Source organism: Rhizobium sp. BK049, from assembly GCF_014193135.1.
Taxonomy (GTDB): Bacteria; Pseudomonadota; Alphaproteobacteria; order Rhizobiales; family Rhizobiaceae; genus Rhizobium.
In genome coordinates, this window is sequence record NZ_JACHYV010000005.1 from 192,762 (window position 1) to 206,420 (window position 13,659).

The 13,659-nt window shown below is 62.0% G+C and carries 11 protein-coding genes; 4 read left to right on the top strand and 7 right to left on the bottom strand.

Going from position 1 to position 13,659, the window contains the following annotated elements; translation table 11 throughout:
* Positions 1 to 77 precede the first annotated feature (77 nt).
* Complete coding sequence (locus FHT70_RS07650; protein ID WP_183700008.1) at positions 78 to 1,019, top strand: 2-hydroxyacid dehydrogenase; 942 nt, start codon at positions 78 to 80, stop codon at positions 1,017 to 1,019.
* Between the two features lie 10 nt (positions 1,020 to 1,029).
* Positions 1,030 to 2,061 carry an L-idonate 5-dehydrogenase gene (locus tag FHT70_RS07655; protein WP_183700010.1) on the top strand — a complete coding sequence of 344 codons (1,032 nt, stop codon included), beginning with the start codon at positions 1,030 to 1,032 and terminating at the stop codon, positions 2,059 to 2,061.
* On the opposite strand, the gene FHT70_RS07660 is transcribed toward FHT70_RS07655, so the two are convergent.
* Positions 2,062 to 3,135: a LacI family DNA-binding transcriptional regulator gene (locus FHT70_RS07660; protein ID WP_183700012.1), complete on the bottom strand. Its 1,074-nt coding sequence runs from the start codon at positions 3,133 to 3,135 to the stop codon at positions 2,062 to 2,064. It lies immediately after the preceding gene.
* A gap of 220 nt (positions 3,136 to 3,355) precedes the next feature.
* Between FHT70_RS07660 and FHT70_RS07665 the strand changes: the two genes are divergently transcribed.
* Positions 3,356 to 4,282: an SMP-30/gluconolactonase/LRE family protein gene (locus tag FHT70_RS07665; RefSeq protein ID WP_183700014.1), complete on the top strand. Its 927-nt coding sequence runs from the start codon at positions 3,356 to 3,358 to the stop codon at positions 4,280 to 4,282.
* Between the two features lie 57 nt (positions 4,283 to 4,339).
* Here FHT70_RS07665 and FHT70_RS07670 read toward each other — a convergent pair whose 3' ends face one another.
* Together FHT70_RS07670 and FHT70_RS07675 are read right to left on the bottom strand one after the other, a co-directional pair.
* A complete protein-coding gene (locus FHT70_RS07670; protein ID WP_183700016.1) occupies positions 4,340 to 6,451 on the bottom strand; it encodes a VWA domain-containing protein in 2,112 nt (703 codons plus the stop codon).
* A complete protein-coding gene (locus FHT70_RS07675; protein WP_183700018.1) occupies positions 6,448 to 6,972 on the bottom strand; it encodes an RNA polymerase sigma factor in 525 nt (174 codons plus the stop codon). Before FHT70_RS07675 ends, FHT70_RS07670 begins: the two co-directional genes overlap by 4 nt.
* Positions 6,973 to 7,235: 263 nt before the next feature.
* Here FHT70_RS07675 and FHT70_RS07680 point away from each other — a divergent pair, with 263 nt between their 5' ends.
* Complete coding sequence (locus FHT70_RS07680; protein WP_183700020.1) at positions 7,236 to 8,147, top strand: alpha/beta hydrolase; 912 nt, start codon at positions 7,236 to 7,238, stop codon at positions 8,145 to 8,147.
* 3 nt (positions 8,148 to 8,150) lie between these two features.
* Here the strand turns inward: FHT70_RS07680 and FHT70_RS07685 are convergent, their stop codons facing one another.
* From FHT70_RS07685 to FHT70_RS07700, 4 genes are read right to left on the bottom strand one after another with little or no spacing between them, the layout of a single operon-like run.
* Positions 8,151 to 10,154 carry a CocE/NonD family hydrolase gene (locus tag FHT70_RS07685; RefSeq protein ID WP_183700022.1) on the bottom strand — a complete coding sequence of 668 codons (2,004 nt, stop codon included), beginning with the start codon at positions 10,152 to 10,154 and terminating at the stop codon, positions 8,151 to 8,153.
* Positions 10,155 to 10,174: 20 nt separating this feature from the next.
* Positions 10,175 to 11,806 (bottom strand): ABC transporter ATP-binding protein, encoded by a 1,632-nt coding sequence (locus tag FHT70_RS07690; protein ID WP_183700024.1) that lies wholly within the window; start codon positions 11,804 to 11,806, stop codon positions 10,175 to 10,177.
* On the bottom strand, positions 11,799 to 12,626 hold the full coding sequence (locus tag FHT70_RS07695) for an ABC transporter permease (RefSeq protein ID WP_183700026.1): 828 nt from the start codon (positions 12,624 to 12,626) through the stop codon (positions 11,799 to 11,801). Before FHT70_RS07695 ends, FHT70_RS07690 begins: the two co-directional genes overlap by 8 nt.
* Positions 12,623 to 13,630, bottom strand: a complete 1,008-nt coding sequence (locus tag FHT70_RS07700) for an ABC transporter permease (RefSeq protein WP_183700028.1) — start codon at positions 13,628 to 13,630, stop codon at positions 12,623 to 12,625. The genes FHT70_RS07695 and FHT70_RS07700 overlap by 4 nt, the downstream gene beginning before the upstream one ends.
* Positions 13,631 to 13,659: the final 29 nt, after the last annotated feature.

Sequence of the window (13,659 nt, forward strand, 5' to 3'; positions counted from 1 at the left end):
ACTCACTTGACATCCCTATCTCGAATTATATGTTATCGATAACATAATCAACAGCCAAAATGCGAGACGAAGACGCAATGCCTGACGTAGAAATCTTGATGGCCGGGGCCTATCCAGAGTGGGACATGGTCGATCTGGAGGCGAGCTACCGCGTCCACCGCTTGTGGGAAGCCGCAGATCGGCAGGAACTGATTTCAAAAGTCGGCAGCAATATCCGCGCCATCGCGACGCGCGGCGAACTCGGCGCTTCCGCCGAGCTGATGAAGCAACTGCCGAAGCTGGAGATCGTCTCCTGCTACGGCGTCGGCACCGACGCGATCGACCTCTCCTATGCCCGCGCCAACGGCATTCGCGTGACGAATACACCTGACGTGCTGACCGAAGACGTCGCCGATATCGCGATCGGACTGCTGCTTTCCACGGCACGCCAGATTCCGCAGGCCGACGTTTTCGTCCGCACCGGCCAGTGGGGCAACGTTCCCATGCCGCTGGTAACGCGGGTTTCCGGCAAGAAGGTCGGGATCGTCGGCATGGGGCGGATCGGCAAGGCGATCGCCAAGCGGGCTGCCGCTTTCGGCTGCGACATCTCTTATTTCGCCCGCAATAGGGACCAGGATGTCGCCTATGGCTATGAAGCCAATCTGGTCGCGCTTGCCAATTGGGCCGACTTCCTGATCGTCATCGTTCCCGGAGGGGCCGCGACCATGAAGATCATCAACGCCGAGGTGCTGGAAGCGCTCGGTCCGGAAGGCATGCTGATCAATGTTTCGCGCGGAACGACCGTCGACGAGGAAGCGCTGATCGCAGCGCTTCGGAACCGCACCATCCAGGCCGCCGGCCTTGACGTTTTCCTCAACGAGCCGAAAATCGATGCGCGCTTCCTGACGCTGCCGAACGTCGTGCTGCAGCCCCATCACGGCTCCGGCACCATCGAGACCCGCAGGGCCATGGGCAAACTGGTCAGAGACAATCTCGCCGCGCATTTTGCCGGTCGCGCGCTTCCGACGCCGGTCGTGTGAGGAGTTCGACATGAAAGCCATCGTCATTCACGCTGCAAAGGACCTCAGGGTCGAAGAGCGCGAAGCGGAGATTGCAGGACCGGGGCAGGTGGAGGTTGCCATCGAAGCCGGCGGCATCTGCGGTTCCGATCTGCATTATTACAATCACGGCGGCTTCGGCACCGTTCGGCTGCGCGAACCGATGATCCTCGGCCACGAAATCGCCGGCACAGTCATGGCGCTGGGTGCCGGCGTGAGCGACCTTGCCATGGGAGACCGCGTCGCGGTTTCCCCGAGCCGGCCGTGCAGCCATTGCCAATATTGCCTGAAGGGACAGCAGAACCACTGCCTGAACATGCGATTCTACGGCAGCGCCATGCCCATGCCTCACATTCAGGGCGGCTTCCGCCAGCGGCTGGTGGCGGAGCACTGGCAATGCCACAAGGTCGCCGACGGCATTTCTATTCATGAGGCCGCCTTCGCCGAACCCTTTGCCGTCACGCTGCATGCGGCAAGCCGCGCCGGATCGCTGCTCGGCAAGCGGGTGCTGGTCACCGGCTGCGGTCCGATCGGGATGCTGGCGATCGTGGCCGCCCGCGTTCTCGGCGCCCGTGAAATCGTCGCGACCGACGTCACCGACAGCGTTCTGACGATCGCCCGCACCAGCGGCGCCGATCGCACGATCAACGTTGCCACGCATGCCTCCGACCTTGCCGCTTACGGCGCCGACAAGGGATATTTCGATGTCATGTTCGAGGCGTCGGGCAATGAACGGGCCGTGCGCGCCGGCCTTGAGGTGCTGAAGCCCCGTGCCGTTCTCGTGCAACTCGGCCTTGGCGGCGATGTCTCCATTCCGCAAAACATGATCGTTGCAAAGGAAATCGAGATGCGCGGCACATTCCGCTTTCACGAGGAGTTCGGGCTCGCCGTCGAGCTGATCAACGCGCGCCGCGTCGATCTGAAGCCGCTGCTGACAGGCGTCTTCGCAATCGACGAGGCCGTCGCCGCTTTCGAACTGGCAAGCGACCGCAGCAAATCGATGAAGGTGCAGATCGCTTTCTGACTATGCAGCGCGGGCGCGGTCTGTGCTTTCGCGCAGCACGACCCTGTAGCTCGTCAATGTGATCTCGTCGCCGGTCGCCTCGCCGCTGCCTTGCAGCGCATCGAGCAGGCGGACGGCGGCCTGCCGGCCGATGCCGTAACAGTCGACATTGATCGTGGTGATACTGGGATGACAGACTGACGAGATCTCGTAGTCGCCGAAGCCGGCAATGGCGATATCTCCCGGCACCTTCATTCCCCTGCGCTTGCATTCCATGATCGCACCGAAGGCGGAAAGGTCGGAGACGCAGAGAACCACTTCCGTGTCCGGCCAGCGCTCCAGCAGGCTCATAATCGCCTGACCGCCCTGTTCCATGGTGATCGGCGGTACGCCGAAGGAAATCGCCCGGCCCGGCCCGAGGCCCAGTTCCTCGACCGTCTTCAGGAAACCGCTTCGCCGCTGGCTGCCGCGCGTATCGCGCGCCGTCGTCCCGCCGATATAGCCGAACCTCCGATAGCCCTGGCTGGCCAGCGTCCGCACCAGCAGCGACATCGCCTCGCTATTGGAAAAGCCGACGACATGGTTGATCGGCTCCTCCGGAAGCTCCCAGGTTTCCACCACCGGAATGCCTGCCTTATCAAGCATGCGTCGGGCGCGGTCGGTGTGCGAACCGCCTGTCAGGATGATGCCTTCGGGGCGCCGCCGCAGCATCGCCTCGATCAGTTTTTCTTCTTTCTCGGCGGAATAGTCGGTATAGCCGAGAAGAAGCTGAAGGCCGGTATTCTCCAGTGCATCGGTAATGCCACGGGCGGTGTCGGAGAAATTCGAATTGTTGATCGAGGGCACCAGCGCCGCGATGAAGCCGCTGCGCCGCGAGGAAAGACTGCCGGCGGAGAGATCCAGCACGTAGCCGAGCGCGTCGACGGCTTCCATGATGCGCTTTCGCGTTTCTTCGGAAACACTTGCATCCTGGCGAAAGGCGCGCGAAACGGTCATGGCCGATACGCCGACATATTTGGCGACCTCAGCCATCGTCAGCTTTTGAGCGTCTCCAGCCTTGAGGCGCTTGACCTTTGGCTCATCGTCGTTTTTCACTGCTCTCCGCTTTCAAACAACGCCGGAATTGTATAATTCAGCACACGATAAAGTTATCGCTATCATCGCACAATCGATTTTATCCAGGAAGTATGCGGTTCCCCAGCCGGAAAAGCCTGCTTCTCACCGGATTTGCTAGGTTACCGGCGCCTTGCCGGCTATACGAATCTCCGAGATCCGAGCATTATGATATCGATAACAATCTTGAGGAGGAAGACTTATGTTCGGTGAAATCGAAGGTACCGGGTTCGAGGTCCTCGACCCGCGCTTTGAAAGCTGCTTCGTCGGCCATGCTCGCGTCGAACGCCTCTGGACGGGCGGCCGCTGGCTGGAGGGACCGGCCTGGTTTGCCGCCGGACGCTATCTGGTCTTCTCGGATATCCCGAACAACCGCATGATGCGCTACGACGATACCAGCGGACATACCTCCGTCTTCCGCTCGCCCAGCAACAACTCGAACGGCAACACCGTCGACAATCAGGGCCGGCTGATCACCTGCGAGCATCTGGCACGCCGGGTCACCCGGACGGAGTTCGACGGCAAGGTCAGCGTGCTCGCCGACCGGATCGCGGGCAGGCGGCTCAATTCTCCAAATGATGTGACCGTCAAGTCCGACGGCACAATCTGGTTTACCGATCCGAGCTACGGCATACTTCACGACTATGAAGGCGACTATGGCGAAGAGGAAATCGGCGGATGCCATGTCTACCGACATGATCCGGAAACTGGCGTGACCGATCAGATGACGTCGGATTTCATCAAGCCGAACGGTCTGGCTTTCTCGCCCGACGAGTCGGTTCTCTACGTCGCCGACACCGGTGCATCGCACTTGCCGGATGGTCCGCGTCATATCCGAAAGCTCGCGGTATCAGGCGACGGGACGCTGAGCGACCTCGGCTTGTTCGCAGAATGTAATGCCGGCATGTTCGATGGGTTTCGCGTGGACCGGAAGGGCAGGATCTGGACAAGTGCGGCCGACGGCGTGCACGCCTATGATCCGGATGGCACGCTGCTCGGCAAGATCCATATTCCCGAGATCGTCTCCAACGTGGCTTTCGGGGGAGAGAAATTGAACCGTCTCTTTATCACCGGGACTACGTCTCTCTACGCCGTTTATCTCACGGCCAATGGATCGAGACCGGGGTAAACTCATGCAGGCGCGGCCGCGCTTCCGGGCGACCGCGCTTTCTGGGTGCTTCGCCGCTCACCGTTGACTGAGGCCGTCGGCCAGCCTGACGAGATTGAGGAAATCCGACCTGTAGCCGAAGGGATCCGCCCCCCGCGATGCCGCAGCGAGATCGGCAACCGCCTGATAGGAATAAGTGTCGAGGGCGGGGAGGCGGCTCAATTTCTGGCCGAAGGCGGCGACGGCCACCGAGAAGCGGACATCCTGTGGCGCGGCATCGACGCTGGCGACCGAATTGACGTCGCCGACCGGCGTGGTGATGAGGGCGCTCTTATCCTCGCCCGGCCGCTTGTAGCGTATCTTCACGAAGGCGATCTCGCCCCGGTGGGCATTGTCCGGCGTTATGGTCGGCGCCTTCCCTTCCGCGCCGTAGCGCAGATCGTCGTTCATCACCGCGGGGCTTCCCTTGGGCGTAATCTCGTAGATCGCCGTGACGCTGTGGCCAGAGCCGATATCGCCGGCATCGACGCGGTCATTGTTGAAATCCTCGCGGTTAAGGGCGCGCGTCTCGTAGCCGATCAGCCGATATTCGGCGACCCGTTCCGGATTGAACTCGACCTGGAACTTGACGTCCTTGGCAATCGGAAACAGTGTCGATCCGGCCTCTTCGACCAGTGTCTTCTGCGCTTCCGCCAGGGTGTCGATATAGGCGGCGCTGCCATTGCCGTTCTGCGCCAGCGTCTGCATCAGGGAATCGTTGAGATTGCCGCGTCCGAAGCCGAGAACGGTCAGGAAGATGCCGTCCTTGCGTTTCTCTTCGATGATGCGCTTCAGGTCCTCGTCGCTCGACGGGCCTACATTGAAGTCGCCATCGGTTGCCAGCATCACGCGGTTGACGCCGCCCTTGACGAGGGCCTGTTTGGCAAGATCGTAAGCCGCCTCGATGCCCTCGGCGCCGCCGGTCGAGCCGCCGGGCTCCAGTCTGTCGATCGCCGAGAGGATTTTCGATTGTTCGGCCACGCGTGTCGGTTCCAGCACCGTGCCGGCATTGCCGGCATAGGTAACGATCGAGACGGTGTCGTCGGCCTTCAGCCTGTTGACCAGCAGACGGAAGGCGCTCTTCAGCAGCGGCAGCTTGTCCGGCTCGTCCATCGAACCCGAAACGTCGATCAGGAAAACCAGATTGGCACGCGGCGTCGTCGCCGGCGCGATATCATAGCCCTTGATCGCCACATGCATCAATTGCGTGTCGTGGTTCCACGGTGTCGGCATCACCGTTACGGTCGCCTTGAAAGGCTGATCGGCATTGTCTGGACGCGGCCAGTCATAGGGGAAATAGTTGATCATTTCCTCGACGCGAACCGATTGCGGATCGGGCATCGCCCCGCTCGTCAACGATCGGCGGACAAAGGAATAGGAGGCGCTGTCGACATCGGCGGAGAAGGTCGAAACCGGGTCGGTTGCAACGCTCTTGACCGGATTTGCCGCAGCCTTGGCAAAGCGCTCGCGATTGGCATCGGGCTGGATCTGCACACGCCCTTCCGCCGGCGGCAAAGGCGAGGGGGCGACGGCCATCGACTCTGCCAATTGCGGTTGAGGGGCGCCGGGAGCGGCCGGCGCGACGCGTTTGGCCGCGCCGAGCGCCGCAGCCGAGCCCTCGGACTTCGTCAGCGGGGCGATCTCGCCGGCATCGAATTCGGAAGGCGCAGCGGGTTTAGCGGCGGCCGACTGCTCCTCGTTCTGCAAGCCTCGGGTGCTATCAGCCTCCGATGATTGAGCTGCCGGCTGCTTCTCTTTCGCCGGTGCTTGGGCAAGCTGAGGTGCGACCTCGACGGGTTCGGCCGGCTCTGGCGCATTATTTTGCGAGACGTCACTCGCGATCTTTTTCTGATCGACGATCGGGAGCCGGCTGTGATTCAGCGCTATCACGAGATAACCGGCAGCGGGAATGACGAGCAGCGTCGCAAGGGCTGAACCGGCAAGGAATTTCTTGTTCATGGCAGGGCTCCATATCCGATTGATGATGGAGCTATGACGCCAGCCCTTCAGATTTCCTTGGGCTGCGGCAGTATCATTTCCTGCGTCGTCGAAGGCCTGCATGGCGGCGGCAAGCGCACGCGCGCGCGCCTCCGGATCGGCTGCAGGCGGCGCGGTGCGGGAGAGTTTTTCCAGTTCCTTGTCCACGGTCATACCTCTTCCTTGCCGAGCATGGCCTTCAGTCTCTTGCGCGCTTCATGCACCTGCCAGGAGACGGTTGTTTCCGAGCAGCCCATAATATCGGCGGCAGCGGAATGGCTGAGGCCTTCGCCATAGACGAGCAGCACCGCGTCGCATTGCCTTTCCGGCAAAGCGCGCACGGCCGCCCACAATTCGCTCGATATCTCATCGTCATTCTTACTGGGCGCATCGGGCAGCGGTTCGGCGGCATAAGCACGGAACGTCTGTTCTTCTCGAGCCAGCTTGCGCCTATGGTCGCGGGCGGCGTTCAGCGTCAGGGTGTAGAGCCATGTCCTGAAGCGGCTGGCGCCGCGAAAGCCGCGGATCGCCGCGCCGAGCTTGACACAGACGTCCTGGGCGATGTCGTCCGCATCGGTGGAACTGCCCGACCACCGCCACGCCGTCGCATGGACGAAATCATAATGGCGCGAGACCAGCTTCCCAAAGGCCTCCCGGTCACCGCGCTGCGCCCGTTCTATGAGCTCCGCATCCAATGCGCACCTACCCCCAAGCTATCAAGCAAGATGCTATTTCGGGATTGAGACGTTTCTCCGATGGCGTTCCTTGGGTCGACGGCAAAAAAATTATGGCTTTTTCTGAAGCGGCGGCAAGTCTCCGCCCCGCAGGCCAAAAATAGTGGACGCCGCGACATCCATGGGTCGCGACCAGACAGATTGCCTCCGTTTTGAAGGCGCATGATGATGGCAGAGTCGGCCAAGGGCATAGATCTGCATGTTCCAAATCGAAAGGACTCTTCATGTCCGCTCCATCGCCTGTCCCTACCGAAAAAGCCATCCTGCAGTTTCTCGAGATTTGCGATAGTTTCTATCCCACCGACGCAGTCGAAGCGTCGGTCGAGCAGCAGCGAAACTGGTACGATGCCCTTTGCGCCCGGTTCGACCGCCCGCTGCCGCCTGAAATGATTTTTGCCGACGGCGTGGTCCAGCGCATTCCGATACGGCGCTACCGTCCCCGCAAGATCAGCACGCGCACGGTACTTCTCTATCTCCATGGCGGCGGTTTCGTCGTCGGTTCGCTGGAGAGCCATCATGCCATCTGCGCGGAGATTGCCGATTTTGCCGGTGCAGAACTCGTTTCCGTCGATTATCGCCTGGCTCCCGAATATCGCTGGCCGGCACAGACGGATGACGCCTTTGCCGTGCTGAAGCATCTGCTTTCGGCCAACAACAAGGTCGTGCTGATCGGCGATAGCGCCGGGGGCAATCTTGCGGCGGGCCTTGCACTGCGGGCACGCGACGAAGGCCTACCCGGCGTCGTCGGTCAGGTCCTGATCTACCCGGCGCTCGGCGGAGACCTGTCCGCCGGCTCCTATGTCGAGATGGCTGCGGCGCCTGGCTTGACCACGGCCGATGTTGCCTATTATCGCGAGATCCTGCAGGCGCCGGCAGGCAGCGAGATCGCCGAGCCGCTGAATGCGTCTTCGCTTGCCGAACTGCCGCCCACCTACATCACGGTCGCGCATTTCGATCCGTTGAGAGACGACGGCCGCCAGTATGCGGCCCGGCTTGCAGCGGAGGGTGTCGAGGTCTCCTTTCGGGAGGAGCCGCAGATGGTGCATGCCTGGCTTCGCGCCCGTCACATGAGTGAAGGCGCGCGCGACGGCTTTCACGCCGTCTGCGAGGCGGTTCGGCATTTCGCATCAGCCTGACGATCACATCAGGTCGCGCGCGATCCGCTTTTCGGCAAAGATCTTTTCGAAGATCTGCACATCGTCCTCGAAAGCGGTGACGACGGCGCTGATGATCCAATCACTCGCGGTGCAGGCAATCCGCGCGGTCGCGACCGTGCGCACGAACCAGCCGGGCCGGTGCATGTCGCAAGTCCAGGTCGAGGTGCCGGTCATCGACAGCGGGTCATCTGGCGAAATCGACCAGACCTCTTCGCGCAATTGCCGCGTCGACAGGCCGGTTTCCGGGTGTTCGTAAAGCCCGGTCTCCTCGTGGATGCGATAATCCGTGCGGTTGGCCGAGAGGTCACGGACGACCTGACGCTTCGTCGCGGCGCCCGCATGCTCGATATATTTGGGCAGAGGATCGGGATTGGCCGGTTCATCGATTTCGATCTTCCGGTGGTCCCCGAGCAAGGGCAGCGCCAGGCCGAGCGAGGCGATATCAATCTCGACCCCTTGATCATCGGGCGGCGGCAGGATCATCGGCCAATAGGCGGTCGAAAGCGAAAGGCGGATTCGATGGCCCTTGCGGAAGCGATAGCCGCATGCATCGAGCACCAGCCGGATCGCCACTTTCTCGCCCGGCGTGAGAGGCTTGGGATCGGCATTGCCATCGCGGTGCGTGAGATTGACGACGCCGAAGGCGACACGGGTGGCCGTGCCGTCCGGATGGACATCGACCAGGCGGGCGCAGAGATTGCCGCCTGTTGCGTGGGGGCGCAACGCAAGCGTTACGACGGGCCGGCCGAGATAATCATGATCCTCTGCAAGCGGCACCGTGTCGAAGACCAGCGAGCCGGCATCGTCTGAGCGTTGGTCGATGGCCATTTCGGCGTCGGGCTTCAGCGTAAAATATTCTCCGGACGCCGTGCCGGTGTCGAGGGGAGAATGGAGATGGACGGGATGCTCGGGCGCATGCGGGATCGGCATGCCTTGCGTCAACCGGCCGAATTGCTCGACATAGAAGCATTGCATCCCCGGCGGCGTCCACATGTCCTTGGCGATCCAGAAGCCTGGATCGCTGTCGCGTCGGGCGGCAGGCCTGACGGCATCAAGAATATAGGCGCGAGCCTGCGGCAGTCGGTCGATGCCATTGTCGTCGCCGCGCAGCCATTTGTTCCACCAGGCGATCGCTTCGCTGTGGAAGTCGACGCGCGGCTTCGGCCAGGCGAAGTGCGGATATTTGTGGACCCAGGGGCCGATCAGGGCCTTCGCCTTTCCGCCGAGACCTTCGACCGCCATCAGAGGCGTATTGCGGTAGCCGTCCGCCCAGCCGGCGATGACGAGCGCCGGGATATCCACCTGCGAAAAATCCTCCGAGATCGAACCGTGACGCCAGAAATGGTCGCGCCGCTGGTGCGCCAGCCACTCCTCCATGAAGAACGGTTCGCCGGCGAGGCGTTCCAGCCACATTTCCTTCCAGCGGTCGCCGACCAGGGCAGGATCCGGCGGGCGCGACTGGTAGCCGAGCATGGTCGCCGCCCAGGAGAGCTGCGCGGAGAGGTGGCAGCCGTTCTTATAGTGGATGTCGTCGTTGTAACGGTCGACGGTCGAGGCGATCGAGATGACGGCTTTGAGCGCCGGCGGGCGTAGCGCTGCGACCTGCAGGCTGTTGAAGCCGCCCCAGGAGATGCCCATCATCCCGACCGAACCGTTCGACCATGGCTGCGCGGCAATCCAGGCGATCAGCTCGCAGGCATCGGCAAGTTCGCGCTCGGTATATTCGCCGTCGATGACGCCTTCGGATTCTCCGGATCCGCGGATATCGACGCGCACGCCGGCAATGCCTGCGGCCGCGAACACCGGATAGGTGGACTCGTCGCGGGGGCTGGTTCCGTCGCGCTTTCGATAGGGCAGGAATTCGAAAACGGCGGGAACCGGATCTTCTTCCGCGCCGTCGGGCATCCAGATGCGCGCGGCAAGCCGCGTTCCATCCTTGAGCTCAATCCATTCATTCTCGATGGTGGTGAAGCCGCGGGATGTCATGCTCACTCCTTCATTCACATTCAATTGCCGGCGCTTTCCATGCGGCGTGTCGCAAGCACCCGTTCCAGCCAGCCGATTTCCATTTCGGGCACGGATTTCAACAGCAGGTCAGTGTAGTCGTCAAAGGGCGGCGACAGTGCCGTCGACTTCGGGCCGAACCGCACCAGCTTGCCGCGATGCATCACCGCGACGCTGTCCGCGATCGCCCGGACGATGGCGATGTCGTGGGTGATGAAGACATAGGAAAGCTGCTCTTCCCCCTGCAGGCGCAGCAGCAGCTTGAGGATACCCTCGGCCACCAGCGGATCGAGCGCCGAGGTCGGCTCGTCGCAGAGGATGAGCTCCGGCTTGGCGGCAAGGGCTCTCGCGATCGCCACGCGCTGCTTCTGACCGCCCGACAGTTCAGCCGGATAGCGGTCGATGAAGCCATTACCCATTTCGATCTGATCGAGCAATTCCTTCACCCGGGCGGTCTTCGCCGCACCTCTCAGGCCATAATAGAAGGTCAGCGGACGGCCGATAATGTCACGCACCGTCTGGCGCGGGTTCATCGCCGTATCGGCCATCTGGTAGATCAATTGAATACGTCTCAGATCATCGTTCGGCCGGCTCTTGAGATCAGGCATCAACGGTTTCCCATCAAAGACAATCCGCCCGCTGCTAGGCGGCAAGAGGCCGGTAATGGCGCGCGCCAGGCTCGATTTACCCGAGCCGGATTCGCCGACGACCGCAAGCGTCTGCCCCCTCGGCACATGCAGCGAAACATCGTGCAGCACCTTGAAGCCGTTGGAATATTCGGCGCTGAGATTTTCCACTTTAAGAAGGGCCGCCGATTGGTCTGAAGCTTCCTCGCGATAGGCTTGCCGGACATTGACGAGGGCGCGCGTATAATCTTGTTGCGGCGCCTCGATGATCTGCTGAACGCTGCCATATTCCACTTGGCGGCCATGGCGCAGGACCATGATGTCGTCGGAGATCTGGGCGACGACGGCAAGGTCGTGGGTGATGTAGAGCGCGGCCGTATGCGTTTCCTCGATGGCATGCTTGATCGCCGCCAGCACGTCGATCTGGGTGGTGACGTCAAGCGCCGTCGTCGGCTCGTCGAACACGATGAGTTCGGGGTTCGAGCAAAGCGCCATCGCCGTCATTGCGCGCTGCAGCTGGCCGCCGGAAACCTGATGGGCAAAGCGCTCACCGAAGCTTTCGGGGTTGGGTAATCCGAGAACACGGAACAGATAAAGCGCCCGTTTGCGCGCCTCGTCTTTCGTCATCAGACCATGCTTGATCGACGCCTCGATCACCTGATCGCCGAGCCTGTGCGCCGGATTGAAGGCTGCCGCCGCCGATTGGGCGACGTAGCAGACCCGGGCGCCGCGGATTTTCTGGATGCCGTTCTTGCCGAGCGCCAGAATGTCGGTGCCGCCGAGCCGCACCTCGCCTCCGGTGATTTCGGCGCCGCCGCGGCCATAGGCCAGTGCCGAGAGGCCGATTGTCGACTTGCCGGCACCCGATTCCCCGATCAGGCCGAGAACCTTGCCCTTCTCAAGATCGAAGGAAACGCCGTCGACGATCGTCACGCGCTTCGGCGGTTCGCCCGGCGGATAACTGGTCGCCTCGATCTTCAGATTGCGGACGGAAAGAAGCTCAGGCATCGCCGCGCCCTCCCTTGAGGCTGGATGTGCGTTTCAGGAGCCAGTCGACGACCAGATTGACGCAGATGGCGAGCACGGCGATCGCCGTACCCGGTACGAGGGCGGCCGATATGCCGAAGATGATGCCATCCTTGTTGTCCTTGACCATGCCACCCCAATCGGCGGCGGGCGGCTGAATGCCGAGGCCTAGGAAGGAAAGCGTCGAGAGGAACAGGATCGAGAAGGCGAAGCGCAGCCCGAACTCGGCCAAAAGCGGCGACAGCGTGTTCGGCAGGATCTCGCGGAAGATGATCCAGAGCTTGCCTTCGCCACGCAGCTTCGCCGCCTCGACGAATTCCATCACCGCGACATCGAGCGCCACGGCGCGGCCGAGACGATAGACGCGGGTGGAATCCAGGATGGCCATGACGAGGATCAGGACGACGATGTTCTGCGGCAGGACCGCCAGCACCACGAGCGCGAAGATCAGTGTCGGGATCGACATCATCAGGTCGTTGAAGCGCGAAAAGACCGTGTCGATCAGCCCGCGCGACACCGCTGCCGTAAAACTCAGGATGACGCCGAGCGAGAAGGAGATGATCGTGGCGGCGGAGGCGACCAGCAGCGTCGTGCGCGCGCCATAGATCAGCCGCGAGAGGATGTCGCGACCGAGATTGTCGAGGCCGAAGAGATACTTATCGTCAGGCAGCTGCCAGACGTCGCCGACGACCTGCGTTTCGCCATAGGGAGCAATCCAGGGCGCAAAGAGCGCAAAGATGAAGGCGAGGGCGATGCCGGCCATGCCGATCCAGGCGGTGATGGGGATGTCTCTTGCTCTCATCTCGGATGCCTCAGCCTGGGATTGGCGACGATCGCCAGAATATCGGCCGTCATGTTGAGGAAGATGTAGACGGCCGCGAAGATCAGGCCACAGGCCTGCACGACTGGCATGTCGCGTACGGTGACCGCATCGACCATATATTGCCCCATACCGGGATAGACGAAGACCACCTCGACGACGACAACGCCGACCACGAGATAGGCAAGGTTCAACGCGACGACGTTGATGATCGGCGCCAGCGCATTCGGGGCGGCGTGTTTGACGATGGCGCGGAAGGCGCTCAGACCCTTCAGTTCGGCGGTCTCCATATAGGCCGAGGACATGACGGAGAGGATCGCTGCCCGCGTCATGCGCATCATGTGCGCGAGCACGACGAGAACCAGGGTCGCCGTCGGCAGGGCGATCGCCTTCAAGCGCTCGACCAAGCCCATGCTGTCATAGACCGTCGCCGGGAAGGTCGCCATGCCGAACTTCACAGCGAAAAACAGGATCAGCAGGTAGCCGATGAAGAATTCCGGCAGCGAGATCGCCGCCAGCGAGATGACGTTGATGATCTTGTCGGGCATGCGATTGCGAAAATGCACCGACAGCATGCCGAGACCAACGGCGAGCGGCACTGAAATGACAGCCGCGAAACCCGCCAGGAAGAGCGAATTGCCGAGTCGCTTGCCGATCTGCTCGCTCACCGAGTTCTTGCTGGCCCAGGAGGTGCCGAAGTCACCCTGAACGGCGCTGCCAAGCCATTCGACATAGCGCGTCGTCACCGGGCGATCGAGCCCAAGGTCCCGACGGATATTGGCGACCGCCTGCGGCGTCGCCGACTGGCCAAGATAGGTGGTGGCAAAATCGCCGGGGAGGGCTTCCAGCCCGCCGAAGATCAGGATGGATACCGCAAAGAGCAGGACAATGCTGAGCACGAAGCGCTCGAGAATGAGGGCCAACAGCGGAAAACGCTGCCGGAACCGGAGACCGGGCAGGACATTGCTTGGGGCAGGATTGGTCATGGCGAAGACCTAGCGCTGAAACGTGGGGA